The organism is Aggregatibacter aphrophilus ATCC 33389, from assembly GCF_900636915.1.
Taxonomy (GTDB): Bacteria; Pseudomonadota; Gammaproteobacteria; order Enterobacterales; family Pasteurellaceae; genus Aggregatibacter; species Aggregatibacter aphrophilus.
In genome coordinates this window covers 669,005-692,954 of sequence record NZ_LR134327.1, presented here as the reverse complement: position 1 = coordinate 692,954, position 23,950 = coordinate 669,005, and the positions used below count along the sequence as shown (strand labels likewise).

Below are 23,950 nucleotides of genomic sequence, written 5' to 3'. Positions count from 1 at the left end.
TATCATGGCAAAAGCGAAAACGGCATATGTGTGCAACGATTGCGGCGCGGAATTTTCTCGCTGGCAAGGACAGTGTTCCGCCTGTAAAGCGTGGAACACCATCACCGAAGTGCGGTTGGTTTCTGCGCCAAATAATAAAGCGGATCGTTTTACCGGTTATGCCGGAGAAACCCGCGCCAAAATCCAAACCTTAGATCAAATTAGCTTGCAAGAAACGCCGCGTTTTAGTAGCGGTCTTAAGGAATTGGATCGCGTATTGGGCGGTGGTGTTGTGCCAGGCAGTGCGATTTTGATTGGCGGCCATCCGGGCGCCGGGAAGAGTACGTTACTGTTACAGGTGATGTGCGATTTGTCGCAAAAAATGACCGCACTTTATGTGACCGGTGAGGAGTCTTTGCAACAAGTGGCGATGCGTGCTAAACGCCTCGGGCTACCGCCGGAAAAACTCCACATGCTGTCGGAAACCTCTGTGGAACAAATTTGTCATTTGGCGGATCAGTTAAAGCCACAGATTATTGTTATCGACTCCATTCAAGTCATGCACTTAGCCGATATTCAATCCTCGCCCGGTAGCGTGGCGCAAGTGCGCGAATGCGCTTCTTTTTTAACCCGTTATGCGAAAACCCGTCAGGTCGCGATTGTGATGGTGGGTCATGTGACGAAAGACGGTACCTTGGCAGGGCCAAAAGTGTTGGAGCACGTCATTGACTGTTCTTTATTATTGGAAGGCGAAACCGATTCGCGCTATCGTACGTTGCGTAGCCACAAAAATCGTTTCGGTGCCGTGAATGAATTAGGCGTGTTTGCCATGACGGAGCAAGGGCTGAGAGAGGTAAAAAATCCATCAGCGATTTTTTTAAGTCGTGGTGATGAGCAGACCTCAGGCAGTTCGGTAATGGTGCTGTGGGAAGGTACTCGACCGTTGTTGGTGGAAATTCAAGCCTTGGTGGATCATTCCATGTTGGCTAATCCGCGCCGTGTTGCTGTGGGACTAGAACAAAACCGCCTTGCCTTATTGCTTGCCGTGCTACATCGCCACGGTGGCGTACAAATGGGGGATCAGGATGTCTTCGTCAATGTCGTCGGTGGGGTCAAAGTTACGGAAACCGGTGCCGACTTAGCCTTGCTCTTGGCCCTCATTTCTAGCTTCCGCAATCGCCCGTTACCGCAAGATTTGGTGGTTTTCGGTGAAGTAGGACTAGCGGGTGAAATTCGCCCGGTGCCAAGCGGACAAGAACGTATCAGCGAAGCTGCCAAACACGGTTTTAAACGTGCTATTGTGCCCTTTGGGAATAAGCCAAAACATCCAGTAGAAAATATGCAGGTGTTTACGGTGAAGAAGCTGTGGGATGCGATTGGGGTGTTGGATAATTTTTAAAACGGGTTTTGCCCGATGCCGTCGGGCGAAATCCGATCTGGTTTTAAAGATGAATGCCAAATACCCAAAAACATCATCACCTCACTTTATTACTGAAATTTTCCCCAATTTACGCTAAAATCTTCCCTCAATTTTCAAACTCAACTCAGAATCCCATGGAAAAAAAACTATCCAAAGCTCTCGATGCTATCGACATAAAAATTCTCAATGAATTGCAACGTAATGGAAAAATTTCCAATATTGATTTGTCCAAGAAAGTGGGGTTGTCGCCGACGCCTTGTTTGGAGCGGGTGAAACGCTTGGAGAAACAAGGCGTGATCATGGGCTATCGTGCCTTGTTGAACCCGGAATTATTAGATTCGCCGTTGTTGGTAATTGTGGAAATTACTTTGGTGCGTGGTAAGCCGGATGTGTTTGAAGAATTCAATGCGGCGGTGCAGCAATTAGATGAAATCCAAGAATGCCATTTGGTTTCCGGTGATTTTGATTATTTGCTGAAAACCCGAGTAGCGGATATGGCGGCCTACCGTAAATTGCTTGGCACGACCTTATTACGCTTGCCAGGCGTGAATGACACCCGCACTTATGTGGTGATGGAAGAAGTGAAACAAACGAATTTTTTACAGTTGAAATAGCATACAAGTCGTAACGCATGATTAAACATATTACCGAACATTTTTCGCCAAAATCTTACCTGTTAAATTTACTGCTGGGATTGACCGCACTTTTGGGCCTGTATTTGATTATTGCATGGTCAGGTTATACGCCGTTGGATAGCTCTTGGGCAACCTCCAGTTTTGCGCCTGAAACCATCAATAAAGCGGGTGCATTGGGCGCTTGGTTTGTGGATTTATTTTTTGTTTTTTTCGGTTACATCGGTAATCTGATTCCTTTTATTTTATTTTTTATTCCCGTCTATTTAATTCGTTCTAAACGCGTGAATAATCTCACTTGGACAAAAGTGAGCCTGCGTTCTTTCGGCTTTATTTTGTTGTTGTGTGGCTTGACAGTGATTTGTACGTTATCGTTGAACAATACTGCAAGTTATCTTGCCGGCGGTGTTTTGGGTGGTAGTTTGACGTTGAATTTGTATCCAAGCTTAGGCAAATTCGGGGTGTTGTGTCTTGCCATTGTGTTTTCAGTGATAGGGTTTATTTTTTGCTCCGGCGCGTCATTTATTCGTGTGCTAATGCGTTTTTATCAATGGCTGACGATGCAAAATCCACCTGAACCGAAAAAAACGGAAGAGGATGAACCATCGGAAGCAGTGGAAGAAATCGTCATTAGGGAAGAGGATATTTTGGCTACGCCGTTGGCAGAAAATCTGTCTAATGCACCAATTGATGATATTGTCGCGCCGACAAATCAGATTAATATCAGCGGCTTGTCAACGACAGCACAAGCGAGTAATGCGGACAAGGTTCAAGCCTTTGCGGCAGATGATAAACCGGATGAGTTTGTCGCCTATGATTTTGAACAACAAGAACCGTTGCCGAATGTGAGTATTTCCACCCACAACAGTGAAGTTAACCTGCCGAATCAAGATAATTTTACACCGGTGTGGCAACAGGCTGATGACAATAACAACAGTCAAAGTGCGGTGGATTTTTCACAAGATTTTCACGCTTCAAATTTTGCTACCGATGAGGCGATTCCAAGTGTTTCTTTGGCAAATCCAACTCAAGCGGATGCTGATATTGAAAGCACGGCGGAAAGCGATTTAGCCCGTCAGTTTGCCGCCCAAGAACAACAACGTTTGCAGGAAATGGAACAGCGTGCCAAGGCCATGGGCGCGCAAGAGGTTTATCAACAAATTGTGCAGGAGCAGCCGCAAGAACCCGAGCCGAAACCACATAATTACAGACCTTATGGCGATTCTTTGGTGCATCCCGTGTTTCAGCAACATAAAAATAAAGTGGAAAAGCCGACTACGCCGTTGCCAAGCCTGGATTTATTGGAACATCATCCAACCCGCGCGCAAGATATTACGCAAGAAGAAATTGTGGAAACTTCACAGCGTATTGAACAACAATTACGCAATTTTAATGTGAAGGCCAAAGTGAAAGATGTCTTGGTGGGGCCGGTGGTGACGCGTTATGAATTGGAATTGGATCCCGGTGTGAAGGCTTCACGCGTTACCAGCTTAGATACGGATTTAGCGCGCGCATTGATGTTCCGTTCTATTCGTGTGGCGGAAGTGATTCCGGGCAAACCTTATATTGGTATTGAAACACCGAACGATCATCGTCAAATGGTGCCGCTGCGGGATGTGTTGGACAGCGACGAATTCCGTCATTCTAAGGCCTTACTTTCCATGGCATTGGGTAAAGATATCAGCGGCAAGCCGGTGGTCGTGGATCTGGCTAAAATGCCACATTTATTGGTGGCGGGAACGACCGGTTCCGGTAAATCCGTTGGTGTGAATACGATGATTCTGAGTCTGCTTTATCGGGTGAAACCGGAAGAAGTGAAGTTCATTATGATTGACCCGAAAGTCGTAGAACTTTCTATTTATAACGACATTCCACACTTGTTGACAGAAGTGGTGACCGACATGAAAAAAGCCGCTAATGCATTGCGTTGGTGTGTGGATGAAATGGAGCGTCGTTATAAATTATTGTCGGCAATTCGGGTGCGAAATATCGAAGGATTTAATGAAAAAATTGCTGAGTATGATACTTTAAATATGCCGATTCCGAACCCGTTATGGCGTCCCGGCGATTCAATGGATAATTTACCGCCGCCATTAGAAAAACTCAGCTATATTGTTGTGATTGTCGATGAGTTTGCGGATTTAATGATGGTCGCCGGTAAACAGGTGGAAGAACTTATCGCCCGCTTGGCGCAAAAAGCCCGTGCAGTCGGGATTCACTTAATTTTGGCAACCCAACGACCTTCTGTGGATGTGATCACCGGTTTAATCAAAGCCAACGTGCCAACCCGTATTGCATTTACCGTCGCCACTAAAATCGACTCGCGTACGATTCTTGATGCCGGTGGTGCGGAGTCGCTGTTAGGCAAAGGGGATATGCTGTATTCACCACAAGGGTCCACAGAATTGATGCGTATTCACGGTGCCTTTATGACCGATGACGAAGTGGGGCGGGTTGTGGATGATTGGAAAGCACGTGGCAAGCCGAATTATATTGACGGCATTCTTGATGGTGACGAAGAGGAAAATGGCGCAGACCGCACAGGCGATCGTTCCGGTGAAATTGATGACTTATTTGACGAAGTCGTAGAATTTGTCGTCAGCACCGGCACGACTTCTATTTCTGCCATTCAACGCCGTTTCCGCGTGGGTTTCAATCGTGCCGCTAACATTATGGATCAGTTGGAAGAACAAGGCATTGTTTCCGCCGTACAAAACGGTAAGCGTGAAGTGTTGGCACGTGGAACGGATTATTAGAATTAATCGATTCTTTTGATGTCAAATTGTTACTTTATTTTTCTTGCCTTTTCAGCCGTCCGTAAACGGAGAGAGAAAAGGTAATCGGCTTAAACAAGGAATTTAATCATATGAATAAAATGCTCCAAAAACTCACCGCACTTTCCCTTCTGGGTATGGTATCGCTTGCCTGGGCAAATGCCGATATTGAGCTACAAAATCGCTTAAACAAAGTGGATGTGTTGAGTGCGGATTTTGCACAAACCGTAATGTCGGCGAATGGTAAAAATGTGCAACAAGGCAACGGCAAATTACAAATTAAGCGTCCGAATTTGTTCCGCATGGACACCAAATCCCCACAAGAAACACAAATTATTGCCGATGGACAAACCCTTTGGTTTTATGATCCGTTTGTGGAACAAGTTACGGCCAATTGGGTAAAAGACGCGGTGAATAATACGCCGTTCGTGTTGTTGACCAGCAATGACAAAAGCCATTGGGCGCAATATTCCGTTGAGCAAAAAAGCGATACTTTTGTGTTAACACCAAAAGCGAAGAATAGCAATATCAAGCAATTTGATATTCGTATTGATGAAAGCGGCGTATTAAAAGGGTTTAGTACCATTGAGAAAGACGGCCAATCCAATCAATATGTGTTGCGTAATATTTCCAATCAAAATTTAGATAGTGCATTGTTTAAATTTAGCGTGCCAAAAGGCGTGGAATTGGACGACCAACGCAAAAAATAATCGGAATTGACGATGTCCAACTTCAGCTTTGATTTTAACGAAAATGATTTCCGCCCACTCGCCGCAAGAATGCGTCCAACTACATTGGCGCAATATTGCGGTCAGTCGCATTTATTGGGTGAAGGCAAACCGTTACGCAAAGCCATTGAGGCGGGATACGTCCATTCCATGATTTTCTGGGGGCCGCCAGGCACCGGAAAAACCACTTTGGCAGAGATTATCGCTCAACGCATTAACGCTGAAGTCGAGCGAATTTCTGCCGTCACCAGTGGCATTAAAGAAATTCGTGAAGCCATTGAAAAAGCCAAACAAAACAAATTGGCGGGTCTGCGCACCATTTTGTTTGTGGACGAAGTTCACCGTTTCAACAAAAGCCAGCAAGACGCGTTTCTGCCACATATCGAAGACGGCACCATTATTTTTATTGGTGCCACCACGGAAAATCCTTCTTTTGAATTAAATAACGCGCTACTTTCCCGCGCACGGGTTTATATTCTCAAACCGCTTTCTACGCAGGAAATTGAACGCGTTTTGCAACAAGCGATCGACGATCAGGAAAATGGCTTGGGCAAAGTACGGTTAGATTTGCAGGAGAATTTGTTGTCGCTTTTGGCAGAATACGTCAACGGCGATGCACGCCTTGCGTTGAACTGTTTGGAAATGATGGTGGACATGGCCGCTGAATCCAAAAACGGCAAAATTTTAGACCGCACTTTACTTACGGAAGTGTTGGGCGAACGGCAGGCGCGTTTTGATAAACAAGGCGATCGTTTCTACGATTTCATTTCCGCGCTACATAAATCCATTCGCGGATCCGCACCGGATGCGGCGCTCTATTGGTATGCCCGCATTATCACTGCCGGCGGTGATCCGCTTTACGTGGCTCGCCGTTTATTGGCGATTGCCTCGGAAGATGTGGGTAATGCCGATCCGCGTGCGATGCAGGTTGCCATTGCTGCATGGGATTGTTTTACCCGTGTCGGTGCCGCCGAAGGCGAACGCGCCATTGCGCAAGCTATTGTCTATTTAGCCGTTGCGCCAAAAAGCAACGCTGTTTACCTCGCCTTCAAAGCAGCGAAAAAACTGGCGACTGAATCTGCTGATTTTGATGTGCCGGAACACCTCCGCAACGCCCCAACCAATCTCATGAAAGACCTCGGCTTCGGTGCCGAATACCGCTACGCCCACGACGAACCCAACGCCTACGCCGCCGGCGAAAACTACTTCCCGCCACAACTCAAAGACACCCAATTTTATTTCCCTACTACAAGAGGCATGGAGATTAAGATTAAGGAAAAGTTGGAGTGGTTAAAAGGGCTAGATCAGGAAAGTTAGAAGAAACGATATAAATAGCCCCCCTACTTTCTTGCTTGTGTAAGACAATTACAAGTCAACAGATCAGATGAAACCCCACTAATGCCTGATAAAAGTGCGGTGAGTTTTAGAATTAGTTTTTGACCTGAAAACATCTGAAAATTAGACCGCACTTTAGAGAATAATGTACTGATTAAATAGATTCCCCCTATAAATTGCCCGAACGTGGGGTAATTTTTAGGGAAATTTCGCGTGTTTGAGCGAAGCGAGTTCGAAATTTTTCGTAAAGAAAATTAGCCCTAAGAGAGGATAAGCAATTTATCCGGGGTGTGCTTTCTTTTGGTTACTTTTCTTTGCACAAGCAAAGAAAAGTGACAATAACAAAAAGGCTACTCCCAACGAAATAGCCTTTTCATTCAACAAGATTTAATCAAATCTTCAAACTACAAATATCCAAACATCCCCGTAAAGATATACCCAAAGATACAGGAAGTAATCACTCCGATTAATCCAGGAAGGATGAAACTGTGGTTGATCACGAATTTACCAATATGAGTGGTGCCGGAGCGGTCGAATTGAATCGCCGCTAAGTCGCTTGGGTAAGTCGGTAAAATGTAGTAACCATAACAAGCGGCAGCGAACGCCAGGATGATTGCCGGATCAACACCGATATTTAATGCTAATGGTACGAAGGCAACCAAAGCAGCGGCTTGAGAGTTTACGAATTTAGAGATTAATAACAACATCACTGCATAAGTCCAAGGGTGGGCTTTTACAATGTCACCTAATGCCGCTTTCATCATTGGGGTGTGAACGGTGAACATAGTTTCCGCCATCCAAGAGATACCGAATACCGCAACTAACGCAATCATACCGGAGCGGAAAATCTCGTTTTTACTGATTTTACCGGCATCGGTTTTGGTGAAGATGATGATTAGCGCACCGGCTAATAACATGAAGATTTGGATAACATGAACCATGCCTAACGGGGCTTTTTTCTTCACACTGTCTTTTAACACGATAGTAGCGTTGGCAATGGTGTCGGATTTATCACCGGCGGTGATGACGACGTTGTTATCTTGGGCGGCTAAAGTTTGAGTTAATACGCCTTTAGCGTCATAAATTTCAATATTGTCATAAGCGGTTTTGGCTTTTGCTTTGCTGTCTTTTACATCAAGTGCCACTTTACCTTCTTTAGCCAGTGCGACGATTTTTCCGTCTTTCACATTGAAGCTTTGTACCGCTTTGTTATCGGAAACCACTTCAACCACTTGCGCAGGTGTGGATTTTTCAAAGGACGGACGTAATTCTTTGAAGTAACCTAATGCAGCAACCACTAAAATGGCACCGAAGAAAATCCACATAGCATTCCAACTGGATTGCGGCAATTTTTTGCCAAGTAAAGAGGTGCTGTCGCCATACACATATTTTTTGAACTCAGGATCTTTCAATTTTTCTTGGAATTCTTTGTCCTTATCCAAATCTTTACCGCGGAACCAACTGAAAATACCGATGGCTAACACGCCGCAAAGGGTGGATGGCACAGTGATTTTTAATAAGTCTAAATAACCATCGAAACCGGCTAAGTGATTTTGTGCATTGACTAAGAACGCAGTTAATGTCACTACAGCCACGGATACAGGGGAGGCGATGATACCCATTTGTGAAGCGATGGAACTGGCCGCCATTGGGCGTTCTGGACGGATGTTATTTTTAATAGCGATATCATAAATAATCGGCAACATGGTATAAACCACATGGCCGGTACCGCAAAGAATGGTGAGGGTACAAGTGACGAACGGCGCGAGAATACTGACATATTTCGGGTTTTTGCGTAGTAATTTTTCCGCGATTTGCAACATCACATCTAAACCGCCGCTGGCTTGTAATGTAGCGGACGTGACTACCACGGCAAGGATGGTGAGCATAACATCAATAGCCGGTTTGCCCGGTTCGATACCGAACCCGAAAACCAATACGATTAAGCCGATTCCACCTAAAAGACCTAATGCAATACCGCCTTTTTTGGCCCCGTAGAATAAACAGATTAAGACGAACGCAAGTTGAATAGCAAATTGCGTGCCTTCACTTAAGTTAGTTAAAAACTCCATAGATACTCCAGAAAATAACTTCATTTTGTGATTAGAAAATCGGCGCTAGTCTAACATTAAGACTACTTCTTAAGTAGTAGAATTATGTGGATCGTTGCGTTAAATCAAAATTCCTTGCATTAAAGAATTTTGTAGCGGCGGAAACTAAATCGTTTCATCGACATTTGTAAATATTTTCTCCTCTCAAGAGAAAAACATCGCTAAAAACGACCGCACTTTAGTCCATGTTTTCACTAGTCTATTTGGTTAATACGATATAGAATAAATGTATTTTTAGTCACAGGATAAAGGTAACAATTATGATCGATCCGAATTTACTTCGTAATAATCTGGTGGAAGTCGCAGAAAAATTAAAAGTTAAACGTGGTTTCACGCTCGATGTTGCAAAAATTACCCAATTAGAAGAACAACGCAAAGCCTTGCAGGTGAAAACCGAAACCTTACAAGCCGAACGAAATGCCCGCTCCAAGGCCATTGGTGCCGCGAAAGCGCGTGGCGAAGACATTGCGCCATTGTTGGCAGAAGTGGATCACATGGGAGAAGAATTAGAGCAAGGCAAAGCAGAACTTGAAAAAGTGCAAAACGCCTTAAATGATATTGCGTTAAACATTCCTAACATTCCTGCCGATGAAGTCCCGTTGGGCAAAGACGATAGCGACAATTTAGAAGTTTCCCGTTGGGGCGAGCCGCGTAAATTTGATTTTGATATATTGGATCATGTTAGCCTTGGCGAGCAATTGCAAGGGTTGGACTTTGCCGCTGCGGTGAAATTGACCGGTTCCCGCTTTGTCGTCATGAAAGGACAAATTGCTAGATTACACCGTGCAATTTCGCAATTTATGTTGGATTTACACACTGAACAACATGGTTACACCGAAGCTTATGTGCCTTATTTAGTGAACCACGATACCCTTTATGGTACCGGACAGCTTCCAAAATTTGGTGAAGATTTATTCCATACCAAACCACTGGAAGGTCAGGATCCAAATGAAGTACAACGTACTTACGGCTTAATTCCGACCGCAGAAGTGCCGGTAACCAATTTAGTACGCGGTGAGATTCTAGAAGCGGAAAATCTGCCGTTAAAAATGACCGCACATACGCCGTGTTTCCGTTCCGAAGCAGGCTCTTACGGACGTGATACTCGCGGCTTAATTCGTATGCACCAATTTGACAAAGTAGAATTGGTACAAATCGTAGAACCGGAAAAATCCATGGAAGCCTTGGAAGAACTTACCGGCCACGCAGAAAAAGTGTTGCAATTACTTGGCTTGCCATATCGTAAAGTGTTGCTTTGCACCGGCGACATGGGCTTTGGTTCTTGCAAAACCTATGACTTGGAAGTGTGGGTACCGGCGCAAAATACCTACCGTGAAATTTCTTCCTGCTCTAATATGTGGGATTTCCAAGCGCGCCGTATGCAAGCCCGCTGCCGTTCAAAAAGCGACAAGAAAACCCGCTTGGTGCACACCTTAAACGGTTCCGGCTTGGCTGTTGGTCGTACTTTGGTTGCAGTGTTGGAAAACTATCAAAATGCCGATGGTTCTATTACTGTGCCGGAAGTCTTGCGTCCTTACATGTGTGGCTTGGAAGTGATTGGAAAATAAGCCATCTATCCGTTTTAAAAAACGTTAAAAAAAATGACCGCACTTTTAACTCTAAAAAGTGATCTGCCCTCCAAAAAGTTTGGATGACAGATCATTTTTTTATTTCAACAACCGCGCCCAAATTTCTCGCACAAACGCCCGTTCTGCACAAAATTCCGACGCGTCCACCACAGAGGGTAAACCGAGCAAATTCAAATGGTGAATACGGTTGCGCAGGTCTACATAACATTGTTTTAAGCGTTCGCTGTCGGCGTCAGAAATTACGCCGTATTCTGCCATGATTTCGAAAATCCGCACATTGTCTGACCAGCGGGTGAGGGCAGGCTGTTGCGGCGAATGCGCCAACACCAAATATTGTGCGATAAATTCAATGTCCGTAATGCCACCTTGGTCGGTTTTAATGTTGAATTGGGCGTCATCATGTTTTGCCAAATGTTCATACATTTTTTCCCGCATTTCGCCGACATCGTGTTTCAGTTGAACTAAGTCCCGTGGGGCAGAAAGCACGTTGTGACGAATGGTTTCAAATTCGTCCCGTAGTTTCTGTTCGCCGAACACTGCACGGCTACGCACCAAGGCTTGTTTTTCCCAGGTCCAGGCTTCGTTTAGTTGATAGTTTTCAAAGGCGGAGAAAGAGCAACCAAGCAACCCTGCATCACCGGATGGGCGTAGGCGCATATCCACGTCATATAAAATCCCCGCGCTGGTATTCATGCTGAAAATACTGACGATTTTTTGGGCTAAACGTAAATAAAATTGGTTGCTGTCGATGACTTTTTTGCCGCCAACGGTTTGACTGTTGCCGGCTGGATCGTATAAGAAGACAAGATCCAAATCGGATTTATAGCCCAATTCAATGCCGCCCAATTTGCCGTAACCCACCACGAGGAAGTTTTTCTCCCCTTCCGCCAAATGTTCGGGCACACCAAAACGAACGGCGATTTGTTGCCACGCCAAATTGACCACTGCACCGATAATCGCCTCAGCCAAATAAGTGAGATGATCGCTCACTTTCATTACCGGCAACACGCCGAGAATATCGGCGGCGGCAATGCGGAGCAGGGCAGCGTGCTTAAACTGGCGCAAGCCGTCGATAAATTGTTCTTCGTCATCTTGCGGCAGGCGCAATAAATATTGCTGTAATTCGGAGGCGAACTCGGTAAAGTGCGGTGGATTTCGCAGGGATTTTTCATCAAGCAATTCATCGAGCAAAATCGGGTGGCGCGCCACTTGTTCTGCAATAAATTTTGATTGGGCGCAAAGTTCGATAAGCTGCGTCAAGGCTTGCGGATTCTCTGCCAACAGTTCGAGGTAAGTGGTACGCGTGAGGATTTTTTCAATAATCGTCAAAATCCGTGGCAGTAAAATAGGGCTGTTGGGCGTGTGTAAAACTTGTTCCAGCAGGTTTGGCATTAAGCGATTGAGCACTGCCCGCCCGCGCACACCAATGGCATAACGAGGCAATTCGTTGCGAAATTGCAACAGACGATCCAACACCGCATCTTGTTCCGTCTCCGGCACGCCGTTTTGTTGCAAAATGCCGAGCAATTCTTGTTCGTCAAAATCCGTTTCGAGGAAATCTTCCCACGCATTTTCCGATGTATTTTCTTCTTGTTCATCGCCAATTAATGACTGAAAAACCGACCGCACTTTGCGCTGATGTTCTTGTAACACAGAGAGAAAACTCGCCCAATCGTGAATCGGATAGGTGACGGAAACACTTTCTTGTTGCGCACCCCATTGGGTAAATTCCGCGCATGAGAAGATTAAACGTTGACGATCCCATTCATTCTCGGGCAGTTGTTGGGTTTGTTGATCTTTGATGGCTTGCAGCACATTTTCCGCTCGGCGTAAAAATAAATAGGCATGGCGCAAATCGGATTCCTGTTCGGTGGAAATCAAATTCAGCCTGCTCAGTTCCGGCAATAAATTTAGCAATTCGTGCTGCTGCAAGGCAATTTCCCGCCCTCCGCGAATTAACTGAAAAACCTGCACGATAAACTCAATTTCACGAATGCCGCCCGCGCCCAATTTGATGTTATCGGTGAGGTTGCGGCGGCGCACTTCCCGTTCGATTTTTTGTTTCATCTCACGCAACGCCTGAATCACGCTGAAATCAATGTAGCGACGATACACAAACGGGCGCAATAAATTCTGTAAAACGGCAATATTGGGATCCATTGCTTGCGCACCTAAAATGCGACCTTTGATCATGGCGTAACGTTCCCAATCGCGCCCTTGATCCTGATAATACTGCTCCATGGCGTTAAAACTGAGTGCCAGCGCGCCACTGTCGCCAAAGGGACGTAAACGCATATCCGTGCGGTACACAAAGCCGTCAGCGGTGTATTGATCCAACGCGTTAATCAAGCGTTGCCCCAAACGGGTGAAAAACTTCGCGTTATCCACGCTACGGCGTGCCCCCACGGTTTCTCCTTGGCTTGGATAAGTAAAAATCAAATCAATGTCGGAAGAAAAATTCAGCTCAAAGCCACCAAGTTTGCCCATGCCGAGAATATATAGCTGCTGCGCGTTGCCCTGCGCATCCATCGGCGTGCCCATTTCTTCACAAGCCCGCGCATAAAGCCAATCGCGCGCACCAATAATCAGGCTTTCAGCCAGTTGCGACAAGCGAATAAAAACCTGTTCCACCGTGGCGAAATTGAGACTTTGGCAAACACTCAGCTTCACCATTTCACGGGCGCGAAACAGACGTAATTCCCGGTAAAGTTGCTCTTCCGTTTGCACATGCTGTAACACCTCATCTAACCGCTTGGCGTACTGGTCACAGTCCTCAAAGTGCGGTAGTTTTTCCCAACATTTTGCTAAAAACGCAGGCTGTTTCTGCCACGCCTCCGCCACAAAATCCGACATTGCCACCGCCACAGCCATTTGCCCGATATTCGTTGCGGGATCTTCTCTTTGTTGTTCGATTTGTTCAAACAAGGTGGAATCGAATTTTTCCGGAAAAGAGTGAATTAAAACCTCGGCGAGAGAACGGAGTTTATCGGTAAATTGAGCAACAAAAGACATGGTGAATCCTTATGAAAAATGATACGTAAACTTTAGCATGAAATGGCGAAAATTTCAGGGGAGAAAAAGTGTGATTGGGGTCTCAGAATGAGAGAAAGGTGTTAGATGATATGCAATATTTTTGATACGCTCTGACTACAAGTAAGTGTGATGTTATGTTTCTAAAAAATCTAAATTTATTCTTAAAGAAACCACACCTTATTTATTAAATAAAAAATAATATTGTATTTAACCTTAGGAAACCAAAATGTCCCAATCTGTTATTCGCTACGCCCATTCCGCGCAAGACAAACTCGGCAATCTCTTACCTTACGAACATTGGCAAACCTTACAAAGCCATTCGGTCAATGCTGGTGAAATGGCTGCGGAGTTTGCTCGGGTGTTTGGTGCGCAGGAAATTGCCTGCCAGACGGGACAGCTTCATGATGTAGGGAAATATTCGGAACCCTTTAATCAGCGATTGCATGGAGGCCCATCAGTCGATCATGCCACCGCCGGAGCCAAAATTGCTGTCGAGCGTTGGGGAAATGTTATCGGCAAGCTGATGGCATTTTGCATTGCGGGGCACCATGCCGGGTTGGCAAATGGAAACGGTGAAGGCGATAACCGCCGCACGTTAAAGGATCGTTTGGCATTGCGATTCGGCGCAGATATTCCCGTTCTCGATAACCTGTGGCAACAAGAAATCAAGCTCCCGGAAACCCTATCCGCACCGCCACTCAAAGCCGACGCGCATCATCCTTTTTTCTCCTACGCCTTCTTCACCCGAATGCTCTATTCCTGCTTGGTGGATGCCGATTATCTTGACACCGAAGCCTTTTATTCAAACCTAGAAAACAAAGCCATCGAGCGCGGCGGTTATCCCGATTTAAACGCCTTACAACACAATTTCAATCAATTTATCAACAATTTCAGACGACGTATCGCCCAAGCTCCAGAGCAAACTGAAGCCGAAAAACGCAATGCCACCTTAAACTGCCTGCGCAGTGAAATTCTCGATCATGCCGTAGAACAAGCGGCACAACCGCTAGGGCTGTTCACGCTCACTGTGCCGACCGGCGGCGGCAAAACTTTCACTTCCATGGCATTTGCGCTGGAACACGCCAAACAGCACGGTATACGACGCGTGATTTACGTCATCCCGTTCACCAGCATCATCGAACAAAATGCTGCCGAATTTCGCAAGGCCTTTGGCGAATTGGGCGAACAAGCCGTGTTGGAACATCACAGCACCTTCGACGACGGCAAACTGCAAAATGAGGCCACCAAAGACAAATTGCGCCTTGCCTCGGAAAACTGGGACGCGCCGATTGTCGTAACCACCGCCGTGCAATTCTTCGAGTCCCTCTTTGCCGACCGCTCCTCGCGCTGTCGCAAGCTGCACAACATCGCAGGCTCCGTCATCATCCTCGACGAAGCGCAAATGCTGCCGCTCAATCTTTTGCTGCCCATCATGCAAGCCATCAAAGAATTGGCGCAAAACTACCGCTGCAGCGTCGTCATGTGCACCGCCACCCAGCCAGCCGTGCAAGCCGAAAACGGCTTCTATCGCGGCTTTGAGAACGTGCGCGAAATAGCCCCAAAACCGACCGCACTTTTCGATAAACTGCGCCGCACCACCGTGCAACACATCGGCACACAAACCGACGCCAACCTGCTCGCCAAACTTGCCGAACACCCGCAAATGCTCATTATCGTCAATAACCGCCGCCACGCCCGCAGCCTGTACGACCAAGCCAAACATCTTGACGGCACGTTCCACCTGACCACCTTGATGTGCGCCAAACACCGCAGCCAAAAGATTGATGAGATCCGAGGTCGTCTGAAAAACGGCGAACCCTGCCGCGTCATCGCCACCTCCTTAATTGAAGCCGGTGTGGATGTGGATTTTCCACTGGTGATGCGCGCCGAAGCAGGTTTAGACAGCGTTGCCCAAGCCGCCGGACGCTGCAACCGTGAAGGCAAAAGGCTACCTGAAAACAGCTTTGTCTGGATATTCGCGCCCGAAGAACAATGGAAAGCCCCGCCAGAACTTGCTACCCAAGCTGCCGTTATGCGCCTGACTGCCGATGAGTTTTCAGACGACCTCTTATCCACGCAAGCCGTCGCTGCCTACTTCGCCGAGCTTTATCAATTAAAAGGCAGCGAACTGGATAATAAAAAAATCCTGAAAATGCACAACGATACAGGGCAAAGCCTTGATTTCCCATTCCAAACCATCGCCGACAAATTCCGCATGATCGAAAGCCACATGCAGCCGCTGATTATTCCGTTTGATGGTGAGGCCGAAAACCTCATTAGCAGCCTGCACCACACCGACCACATCGGCGGACTCTTACGCAAATTGCAACCCTACACCGTCCAAATCCCCGAAAAAGCCCTCGCTGCTTTGTATAAAGCAGGACGTATCGAACCGATTAACGAGAAAAACTTCGGCAAACAATTTTATACGCTGATTGGACTTGATTTGTATGATGAGGTGGCGGGGTTGAGTTGGGAGGATACGGCATTTTTGAAGGGGGAGAGTTTGGCGTTTTAAATTAACTTATAATTTATAGAATATTAATTTGATTTTTACCTTTAAAAGGCATATCCTTCCTGTGGCTTAAAAAGTAATTTGGAGAAAATTAAGACCATGTCCCAATCTCAACTGACACTACATCAAGCTCGATACTACTCCTGGTTTTTAACCCGTCAAGCCGAGGGTGGCAGTATGGACTCGTTAGCAACAACATTGGTTGATGCCCAAGTCGATTTAAACCCACATCAAGTTGATGCAGCTTTGTTTGCCTGCAAAAATCCGTTGTCGAAAGGTGTGATTTTGGCAGATGAAGTAGGTTTAGGAAAAAACATCGAAGCGGGCTTGGTAATATTGCAGCATTGGGCAGAACGCAAACGTAAAATTCTGATTATCACCCCAACCGTTTGATTGAAGAGCTGGAAGAACAGTTGAAACAGAAGGTTGAAGAGGAAGAATTGTTTTTTATTGAGTGGGAGATGGTGTGATATGAGTCAAATTGAAAGGAAAAATAAATATGGCTGATTCATCTTTAAGATTAAGACCATGGGTCTCGTTAATTCTTTTTATTAGTGCATATTCTCCATTAATGGTGATTATGGCAATTAAACAAATAGATTTGACAAGTCCAAACTATTTTAATTCTCCAGAAATCGGAATTGGCTTATTAGTTGCAGCAATAATTAGCAGCATCATTGTGTTGCAAGTGGTTAAAAGCGTCCGAAGTGGATTAATGGTTGTCGTGAGTAAGGCATCGAATAAGTCAGGAGATATGTTTGGATATACAATTCCTTATATGATGTCTTTTATGCGGATTGACTTAACTGATTGGCAAACAATATTGGCGATTATATTATTTTTGACTGTATTGTTCACTATGGCTTATCGAACAAAAACAGTATTTATCAATCCTATCTTGGCTATTTTTGGATATATGTTGATTGATTGTACATTTAAGCGAGGGGAAAAGGAGGTGCAAGCAATGGTTATTACTAAGCAACCCATTAGCTATGGTGATACAGTTTGTTTGGATAGGCTTTCTCATTATCTATATATTCGTTCAAACTCTGACTATAAGAATGATAAGGAAAAATCATGAGCACAAACACTAAAAAACAAATTAAAGAAATACAAGCAGAAAATTTTAACGATTGGTCTGTATCATTCTGGCTGATAAAAAGAAAGGCTCCAACAACTATCAAAGAAGCTTCGTATCATGCTTGGCGTGTCGATATGGATAAAAAATTGCCTACTCGCTTTAAAGGCTACCTGAAAAATCAACTTCAAGGGAAAAAGTTTCATGTTGAGAAATATGATTATAGCAATGCAGACTGTGATGATGTATTGCTAACAGTTGATTCTGGTATCACAGATTTTGAAAAAGTTGAGGCGGAAATAAATAAAGGTTTTGATAATCCAAGAGTAGATAATCATAAAGATCTACTTAATTCATGGGCCTATGTTATTTTGTTTGAAAAAGATGATAAAAAATTGTATGCCTGGAAAAAAATCAATACGGACACGCAGCCTAAAAAGGTGGCTTCAAAAGGGATTCTGTTTTTTATAAATAAAGAATTGGTTGATCCTGATGATAAAGAGGTTTTTGTTATTTATCCAAATTATGATTTTTTTGTTTATAAAAGAACAGTATTTATAGCGAGCAAAAAACAGTTTGAGAGTTCAATGAATTTTCGGGAAGGGATGAAGCGAAAATCTGCCGAAGTGATTGCTGATTTTAAAAATCTTGAAACTTTTAAAAATATAGAATTGATTGAGCAGTATGTTGGTAATAATCTACATCACTTACGAAAAATGGCTTCTATATTAAAATCTGGTTATTATAAACAACCTGATTATCTTAAAAAATTAATTGCTGTCAATAAAAAAGAAAAATGGGATTTGAAGGTGGAGAATGGGCAGATTGTAGTTGAAGAAGAAACAATAGATTTATTGTTAAAACTGCTTAATAACGATCGTTTGCGCTCACCCATCAATGATGAAATATTTGATGCTGCTGCAAAATCCAAGGTTAATAAATAAGGTGTAAAGTTATGACCAAACAAAAACTAGAACTCACCTGAATAGGCAAACACAAACGTCCGAAGTTAGAAGCGCGGATTTTGCTGGAAGACACGGAAAAGTCCTATCATGCCAAAGTGTGGTCAGAATCGGCGGTGTTTGATAACCGATTGATTTTCGGCGACAACCTGCTTTCGCTTAAAGCGTTGGAGCAGGAATTTACGGGTAAGGTGAAATGCGTGTTTATCGAACCACCTTTTAACACTGGCTCTGCGTTTGAACATTACGACGATGGGGTGGAGCATTCTATTTGGATGGGGCTGATGCGCGACCGCTTGGAAATCATCAAACGCCTGCTTTCAGACGATGGTTCGCTATGGATTACCATTGACGACAACGAAGCGCATTATTTGAAAGTCTTGTGTGATGAAGTGTTTGGGCGGAGGAATTTTGTTGTAAATGCCATTTGGGTTAAGAAATCTGCTCCTCAAAATGATGCAAAATTGATTATGTACTGATTCCGCATGATGAAGTTGCCGAATCAAAAAAATTAGCAGATTTTTTAAGATTTGAGAAAAAGTCTGCCTAAAGCGGATCGCATTTATCAAGTGCGTGGATTGAAACTAAAATTTATAGGTTATCAGTAAAAATCAGCCGCTTTCGGGCGGCTGTGTGTTAAGGAGTTTATATGGCAAATCAAATCCGCCTACACATTTGGGGCGATTATGCCTGTTTTACCCGTCCGGAGATGAAGGTGGAGCGGGTGTCTTATGATGTCATCACGCCGTCGGCGGCGCGCGGGATTTTGGCAGCGGTGCATTGGAAGCCGGCGATTCGGTGGGTGATTGACCGGATTTATGTGTTGAAGCCGATTCGGTTTGAGTCGGTGCGGCGCAATGAGTTGGGCGGCAAGATTTCGGCGGGTAAGGTCAGCGGGGCGATGAAGCGCAAGAGCGTTGCCGATTTATATACGCTGATTGAAGACGACCGCCAGCAGCGCGCGGCGACGGTGCTTAAAGACGTGGCTTATGTGATTGAAGCTCATGCGGTGCTGACGGCAAAAGCGGGGGCAGATGAGACCGTTACCAAGCATATCGAGATGTTCAAACGCCGTGCGAAAAAGGGGCAATGTTTTCAGCAGCCTTGTTTGGGCGTGCGTGAATTTCCTGCTGATTTTGCGTTGATTGACGAAGGCGAGCCGCTGCCGCCGTTGGCATTATCGGAAAGAGAGGCAAACCGAGATTTGGGCTGGATGTTGCACGACATTGATTTTGATCACGGCAGCACGCCGCATTTTTTCCGCGCACAAATGAAAGACGGCGTGATTGATGTGCCGCCGTTTTACGCCGAGGAGGTGAAAGCATGATTCTTGCCTCCCTTGCCCGCTATTACCGCCGTTTAGCAGCGGAAAACGATGAAATGGGCAACCCGAAAGTGCCGCCTTATGGTTTTAGCGAGGAAAAAATCGGCTGGATTTTGGTGTTGGACAAAGAAGGTCGTCTGAAAACCGTTGTGCCGAATCTGACCGCCGATAAAAAGCCGCAGCCGAAGCTGATGAGCGTGCCTCAATCTTTCAAACGCCCTGGTACTACACCCAAGCCATTTTTTCTGTGGGATAAAACTTCTTATTCGCTTGGTGTGGAAACCAATAAAAACAAAGCCGAGGCGAAGGAAAAGCCGTTTACGTCGTCTGAAAAAACTTTTGATGCCTTTAAGCAATACCATCTCGATTTACTGCAAAATAGCGAAGATGAAGGCTTGCAAGCCTTGTGCCGTTTTCTGCAAAACTGGCAGCCTGCATATTTTGCTGCCGAAAATCTGCCTGCCGAAATGCTCGATGCCAACATCGCATTTTCTCTTGAAAAACCGACCGCACTTATCCATAAACGCGAAGCCGCACAAACCTTGTGGGCAGGCTGCCTGAAAAGCGATGAGGCGCTTGAGGGCTTGTGCTTGATTAGTGGCGATACAGCCCCGATTGCGCGGCTGCATCCGGCGATTAAAGGCGTGTTTGGCGGGCAAAGCTCCGGCGGTTCGATTATTTCGTTCAACAAAGAAGCCTTTGCCTCTTTTGGTAAAGAGCAAGGCGCAAATGCACCTGTTTCCGAACAATCCGCCTTTGCCTACACCACTGCGCTGAACTATCTGTTGCGCCAACGTAATCAAGAAGAAAACAATCACTGTTTGACCATTGGTGACGCCAGCACGGTCTTTTGGGCGGAAGCGGATGATAACGCAACTGCGCAGGCTGCCGAAGGTTTCTTCGCGCATGTGTTCACGCCGCCGGATGACGAACAAGAAAGCGCCAAAGTTTTCAACGTATTGGAACAGATCGGCAAAGGTCGTCCGCTGCAAGAAATTGCGCCCGAACTCTCTGCCAATACCCGTTTTTATATCTTAGGGCTTGCCCCCAACGCCGCGCGGATTTCTGTTCGGTTTTGGCTAGACACCACGTTTGGGCAGCTAGCGGAAAATTTGGCGCAGCATTGGCAAGATTTAGCCCTTGAGCCTTGTGCATGGAAAACGCCGCCGTCTATTTGGCGACTCTTATTGCAAACTGCCGTGTTGGGCAAAAGCGAAAACATTTCGCCCGTATTGGCAGGTGAAATGACCCGCGCCGTGATTTGCGGTACGCCGTATCCCATGAGCTTGCTGTCGCAACTGATTACCCGAATCCGCGCCGACGGCGATGTGAACGGTCTGCGCGTGGCAATGATGAAAGCCGTATTAGAGCGGCGTTTTAGAAAAGGTTTTATCGAAGAAGGAGTTCCTATGAGTTTGAACAATGAAAGCCCGAATCGCGCCTATCTTTTAGGGCGGCTGTTTGCCGTGTTGGAGCGCATTCAATATCAGGCATTGGGCGATTTGAATGCTGGTATTGCCGACCGCTATTACGGCTCCGCTTCCGCCGTGCCGTTTTCCGTTTTTCCGCGTCTTTTGTCGGGTGCAAAACACCATTTGTCGCGCTTGCGTAAAGACAAAGCCGGCATGGCGGTGAATTTGGATAAAGATTTGGGCGAAATCATTGCCAAACTGCCCGAAACCTTTCCGCGCCATTTGAGCATTGACGAGCAAGGCCGCTTCGCCATCGGCTATTACCACCAAGAACAAAGCTATTTTGCTAAAAAAGAAACCGCTGAAACTATTGAAAACTAAGGAGCCAGAAAATGTCTGCCATTCAAAACCGCTATGAATTTGTTTACTTTTTTGATGTTACCAACGGCAACCCTAACGGCGATCCCGATGCGGGCAATATGCCGCGTCTTGACCCCGAATCCAGTAAAGGCTTGGTAACCGATGTCTGCCTGAAACGCAAAATCCGTAATTTTGTGGAAATCAGCAGCGAAAATGAAGCCGGTTACGAAATCTATGTCAAAGAAAAAAGTGTGTTAAACCTGCAAAACAAACGCGCTTATGAAGCACTCGGCATTGAGTCAGAAGCCAAAAAACTGCCTAAAGACGAAGCCAAAGCCCGCGACATTACCGCGTGGATGTGCAAAAACTTCTTCGATATCCGCACCTTCGGCGCCGTGATGACCACCGAAGTCAACAGCGGACAAGTGCGCGGTCCGGTGCAACTGGCGTTTGCACAATCTATTGACCCGATTGTGCCGTTGGAAGTTTCCATCACCCGCATGGCGGTAACCAACGAAAAAGACTTGGAAAAAGAACGCACCATGGGTCGCAAATACATCGTCCCTTACGCGCTCTACCGCGTGCATGGCTTTATCTCCGCCAACCTTGCCGCCAAAACCGGTTTTTCAGACGACGATTTAGCCAAACTCTGGCAAGCCCTGCAACTGATGTTTGAACACGACCGCTCCGCCGCCCGTGGCGAAATGGCGGCACGCAAACTGATTGTGTTCAAACATGACAGCGCGCTCGGCAACCAGCCTGCACATAAACTGTTTGACGCCGTGAAAGTCGAACGCGTAAACGGCGAATCAGGTACGCCAGCTAGCGGTTTTGACGATTACAAAATCAGCGTGGTTTCAGACGGCTTAAATGGCGTGAGCGTGGAAGAGTTGCTTTAAAAAACACTTAAAAAGATACTCATAAATCACTTATGTGATTTATTCGCTCCTTCGGAGCCGTTGGCATAGCCAACGTTCAAAAAACGGAGTTTTTTGTGACCGCACTTTCAACTGAAACCCAAAGGGGAATTCAGGACACGCGCTTGATTCCCCTTTCCGCCCTGCAACACTACGCCTTCTGTCCGCGTCAATGTGCGTTGATTCACAACGAGCAGGCGTGGGCGGAGAACTATTTGACCGCGCAGGGCAAGGCGCTGCATGAGCGGGTGGATTCGGGCGAGCCGGAAACGCGCAAGGGTGTGCGCTTTGAGCGGACGGTGCAAGCTGGGCATCAGCGGTGTGTTGGATTTGGTGGAAGTGGACACGAAAACAGGCCGTCTGAAACCCGTGGAATACAAACGCGGCAAGCCCAAACCTGACCCGATGGACGAAATCCAGCTTTGCGCCCAAGGCTTGTGCTTGGAAGAAATGACGGTGCAAACCGTCTCTGAGGGCGCGCTGTGGTATATGCAAACCCGCCACCGCGTCCCCGTCGTGTTTTCAGACGACCTGCGCGCCCAAACACTCTCCACCATCGCCGCCGTGCGCGAACTCCTAAACAGCGGCCAAACCCCGCCGCCCGACTACGGCAAACGCTGCAAAGCCTGCTCGCTGGTGGAGATTTGTCAGCCGGAGCTGTTGGGAAAACGGGATAGGAGTTTGGGGTATGTGGTGGGGTTGTTCGAGTAAATAATATTTTATCTTAAAGTTTATGGAGTTAAATATGAATATTAGACCTGACTTTTTACCATTGCCTTGGCAATTAAATTCATTATTGGAATGTGCTAAGGTGCTTGAGAACAATAAAAATGATTGGTCTCATTTAAAAAATAAAGAAGATTTTTCTCAAGTTTATTACTTAGATTTAAAAGATCGCTTACCATTGGAAAAAATCTATGCAACTGGCGCAATGGTGTCAGGAATGTCCGATGACTTAAGACAATTCAACTATCCAAATTATTACCCAACGCTAACTTCATTTTTACAATCTAGCGTTATTAATAATATCATTACTGGGAAATGGTCTGATGATTTAACCTCAATATTAAAAAATGCTGAGGATAAAGTTTATGAATTAAAAGAAAATAGTGTCAGTGTTCCCTGGGCTATTGAACAGATGCTGAAATTATTTAAAAAGCAAATTGAGTTGCTTAATATCATAAGACAATTTTTAATTGGTTTGAAGCAATCAAATATTTATCAACGTGAGAATGAAATCTTAATAGGAAGTGTTTCAGTGGAAAGAATATTAGAGTGTATAAATAGAGCGGGAAAACGATTTGAAGATTTACCAGCCACATATAATCAGTTTGGTGAAGAGGATTTAAGGGATAATATTTTACTTGCATTAAGTGGAATATCAGATATATCAGCCTATGGTGAAGTTTTTAATAAAGTTGGAAAAACTGATATATTAGCTTTTGAAAATGGAGAAAAAAAATTTATAGCAGAATGTAAATTTTGGAGAGGTGAAAAAGTTTTTCTAGGAGCAATTAATCAGCTGCTAAGCTATTTGACTTGGAGAGATAATAATGTCGCGGTAATCATTTTTGTGGATAATGTTGATTTTGTTAGGGTAATTGATATTGCAAGAAGTTCAATTCAACAGCATCCATATTATGTCTCTTTGATTTCTCAAAGAGACGAAAGTTGGTTTGAGTATAAATTTAATAATGGTAATCAAGATATTAATTTATCGTTAATGATCTACCATATCCCGTCTTCAATTCAGCATTCGTAGCATTCTAAAGTACGGTCAA

Annotated in this window: 17 protein-coding genes and 2 pseudogenes; 17 read left to right on the top strand and 2 right to left on the bottom strand. The window is 45.4% G+C overall.

The genetic code is table 11. The annotated features are described in order from the left end of the window. Window positions 1-4: 4 nt before the first annotated feature. From radA to EL144_RS03435, 5 genes are all read left to right on the top strand, one after another. On the top strand, window positions 5-1,378 hold the full coding sequence (radA, locus tag EL144_RS03455; protein ID WP_032995032.1) for a DNA repair protein RadA: 1,374 nt from the start codon (window positions 5-7) through the stop codon (window positions 1,376-1,378). A gap of 155 nt (window positions 1,379-1,533) precedes the next feature. Then, window positions 1,534-2,013, top strand: a complete 480-nt coding sequence (gene lrp, locus EL144_RS03450) for a leucine-responsive transcriptional regulator Lrp (protein WP_005702602.1) — start codon at window positions 1,534-1,536, stop codon at window positions 2,011-2,013. 17 nt (window positions 2,014-2,030) lie between these two features. Further along, window positions 2,031-4,787 carry a DNA translocase FtsK gene (locus tag EL144_RS03445; protein WP_005703535.1) on the top strand — a complete coding sequence of 919 codons (2,757 nt, stop codon included), beginning with the start codon at window positions 2,031-2,033 and terminating at the stop codon, window positions 4,785-4,787. 110 nt (window positions 4,788-4,897) lie between these two features. Then, complete coding sequence (gene lolA / locus EL144_RS03440) at window positions 4,898-5,515, top strand: outer membrane lipoprotein chaperone LolA (RefSeq protein WP_005703536.1); 618 nt, start codon at window positions 4,898-4,900, stop codon at window positions 5,513-5,515. Window positions 5,516-5,527: 12 nt separating this feature from the next. Beyond that, window positions 5,528-6,850, top strand: a complete 1,323-nt coding sequence (locus EL144_RS03435) for a replication-associated recombination protein A (RefSeq protein WP_005703537.1) — start codon at window positions 5,528-5,530, stop codon at window positions 6,848-6,850. 422 nt (window positions 6,851-7,272) lie between these two features. On the opposite strand, the gene EL144_RS03430 is transcribed toward EL144_RS03435, so the two are convergent. Next, window positions 7,273-8,940, bottom strand: a complete 1,668-nt coding sequence (locus EL144_RS03430; protein WP_005703539.1) for an anaerobic C4-dicarboxylate transporter — start codon at window positions 8,938-8,940, stop codon at window positions 7,273-7,275. A gap of 299 nt (window positions 8,941-9,239) precedes the next feature. Here EL144_RS03430 and serS point away from each other — a divergent pair, with 299 nt between their 5' ends. Then, window positions 9,240-10,547 (top strand): serine--tRNA ligase, encoded by a 1,308-nt coding sequence (serS, locus tag EL144_RS03425; RefSeq protein ID WP_065336509.1) that lies wholly within the window; start codon window positions 9,240-9,242, stop codon window positions 10,545-10,547. A 99-nt stretch (window positions 10,548-10,646) separates the two neighbouring features. Here the strand turns inward: serS and glnE are convergent, their stop codons facing one another. Beyond that, entirely contained in the window at window positions 10,647-13,580 is a 2,934-nt protein-coding gene (gene glnE / locus EL144_RS03420; protein ID WP_005703619.1) for a bifunctional [glutamate--ammonia ligase]-adenylyl-L-tyrosine phosphorylase/[glutamate--ammonia-ligase] adenylyltransferase, read from the bottom strand. Between the two features lie 247 nt (window positions 13,581-13,827). On the opposite strand from glnE, the gene EL144_RS03415 reads away from it, so the two are divergent. The 11 genes and pseudogenes from EL144_RS03415 to EL144_RS03365 all read left to right on the top strand — a co-directional run bounded on the left by EL144_RS03415 (window position 13,828) and on the right by EL144_RS03365 (window position 23,931). Further along, window positions 13,828-16,119, top strand: coding sequence for a CRISPR-associated helicase/endonuclease Cas3 (locus EL144_RS03415; RefSeq protein ID WP_005703620.1), 2,292 nt, complete (start codon window positions 13,828-13,830; stop codon window positions 16,117-16,119). Between the two features lie 96 nt (window positions 16,120-16,215). After that, window positions 16,216-16,500, top strand: a pseudogene (locus tag EL144_RS03410) (ATP-dependent helicase); the annotation flags it as partial. A gap of 115 nt (window positions 16,501-16,615) precedes the next feature. Then, on the top strand, window positions 16,616-17,197 hold the full coding sequence (locus EL144_RS11330; RefSeq protein WP_005703623.1) for a hypothetical protein: 582 nt from the start codon (window positions 16,616-16,618) through the stop codon (window positions 17,195-17,197). Then, a complete protein-coding gene (locus EL144_RS03395) occupies window positions 17,194-18,138 on the top strand; it encodes a DUF4868 domain-containing protein (RefSeq protein ID WP_005703624.1) in 945 nt (314 codons plus the stop codon). Before EL144_RS11330 ends, EL144_RS03395 begins: the two co-directional genes overlap by 4 nt. 41 nt (window positions 18,139-18,179) lie before the next feature. Continuing rightward, window positions 18,180-18,626 (top strand): annotated as a pseudogene (locus tag EL144_RS03390) (DNA methyltransferase); the annotation flags it as partial. A gap of 179 nt (window positions 18,627-18,805) precedes the next feature. After that, window positions 18,806-19,483 (top strand): type I-C CRISPR-associated protein Cas5c, encoded by a 678-nt coding sequence (gene cas5c, locus EL144_RS03385; RefSeq protein WP_005703626.1) that lies wholly within the window; start codon window positions 18,806-18,808, stop codon window positions 19,481-19,483. Next, window positions 19,480-21,273: a type I-C CRISPR-associated protein Cas8c/Csd1 gene (gene cas8c, locus EL144_RS03380; protein WP_005703627.1), complete on the top strand. Its 1,794-nt coding sequence runs from the start codon at window positions 19,480-19,482 to the stop codon at window positions 21,271-21,273. Before cas5c ends, cas8c begins: the two co-directional genes overlap by 4 nt. An 11-nt stretch (window positions 21,274-21,284) precedes the next feature. Then, window positions 21,285-22,151, top strand: coding sequence for a type I-C CRISPR-associated protein Cas7/Csd2 (gene cas7c / locus EL144_RS03375; RefSeq protein ID WP_005703628.1), 867 nt, complete (start codon window positions 21,285-21,287; stop codon window positions 22,149-22,151). A 95-nt stretch (window positions 22,152-22,246) separates the two neighbouring features. Beyond that, window positions 22,247-22,570 carry a CRISPR-associated protein Cas4 gene (locus tag EL144_RS11750; protein WP_407923675.1) on the top strand — a complete coding sequence of 108 codons (324 nt, stop codon included), beginning with the start codon at window positions 22,247-22,249 and terminating at the stop codon, window positions 22,568-22,570. Beyond that, on the top strand, window positions 22,458-22,880 hold the full coding sequence (gene cas4 / locus EL144_RS03370; protein WP_407923674.1) for a CRISPR-associated protein Cas4: 423 nt from the start codon (window positions 22,458-22,460) through the stop codon (window positions 22,878-22,880). The genes EL144_RS11750 and cas4 overlap by 113 nt, the downstream gene beginning before the upstream one ends. Window positions 22,881-22,914: 34 nt before the next feature. Beyond that, window positions 22,915-23,931: a hypothetical protein gene (locus tag EL144_RS03365; RefSeq protein ID WP_032995088.1), complete on the top strand. Its 1,017-nt coding sequence runs from the start codon at window positions 22,915-22,917 to the stop codon at window positions 23,929-23,931. Window positions 23,932-23,950: the final 19 nt, after the last annotated feature.

Excerpts from the sequence above, each read along its gene's own strand:
- EL144_RS03445 (WP_005703535.1), top strand. The coding sequence starts at position 2,031 with ATGATTAAACATATTACCGAACATTTTTCGCCAAAATCTTACCTGTTA.
- lolA (WP_005703536.1), top strand. The coding sequence starts at position 4,898 with ATGAATAAAATGCTCCAAAAACTCACCGCACTTTCCCTTCTGGGTATG.
- radA (WP_032995032.1), top strand. The coding sequence starts at position 5 with ATGGCAAAAGCGAAAACGGCATATGTGTGCAACGATTGCGGCGCGGAA.
- lrp (WP_005702602.1), top strand. The coding sequence starts at position 1,534 with ATGGAAAAAAAACTATCCAAAGCTCTCGATGCTATCGACATAAAAATT.
- EL144_RS03395 (WP_005703624.1), top strand. The coding sequence starts at position 17,194 with ATGAGCACAAACACTAAAAAACAAATTAAAGAAATACAAGCAGAAAAT.
- cas5c (WP_005703626.1), top strand. The coding sequence starts at position 18,806 with ATGGCAAATCAAATCCGCCTACACATTTGGGGCGATTATGCCTGTTTT.
- serS (WP_065336509.1), top strand. The coding sequence starts at position 9,240 with ATGATCGATCCGAATTTACTTCGTAATAATCTGGTGGAAGTCGCAGAA.
- cas8c (WP_005703627.1), top strand. The coding sequence starts at position 19,480 with ATGATTCTTGCCTCCCTTGCCCGCTATTACCGCCGTTTAGCAGCGGAA.
- glnE (WP_005703619.1), bottom strand. The coding sequence starts at position 13,580 with ATGTCTTTTGTTGCTCAATTTACCGATAAACTCCGTTCTCTCGCCGAG.
- EL144_RS03365 (WP_032995088.1), top strand. The coding sequence starts at position 22,915 with ATGAATATTAGACCTGACTTTTTACCATTGCCTTGGCAATTAAATTCA.
- EL144_RS03415 (WP_005703620.1), top strand. The coding sequence starts at position 13,828 with ATGTCCCAATCTGTTATTCGCTACGCCCATTCCGCGCAAGACAAACTC.
- EL144_RS03435 (WP_005703537.1), top strand. The coding sequence starts at position 5,528 with ATGTCCAACTTCAGCTTTGATTTTAACGAAAATGATTTCCGCCCACTC.
- EL144_RS03430 (WP_005703539.1), bottom strand. The coding sequence starts at position 8,940 with ATGGAGTTTTTAACTAACTTAAGTGAAGGCACGCAATTTGCTATTCAA.
- EL144_RS11330 (WP_005703623.1), top strand. The coding sequence starts at position 16,616 with ATGGCTGATTCATCTTTAAGATTAAGACCATGGGTCTCGTTAATTCTT.
- cas7c (WP_005703628.1), top strand. The coding sequence starts at position 21,285 with ATGTCTGCCATTCAAAACCGCTATGAATTTGTTTACTTTTTTGATGTT.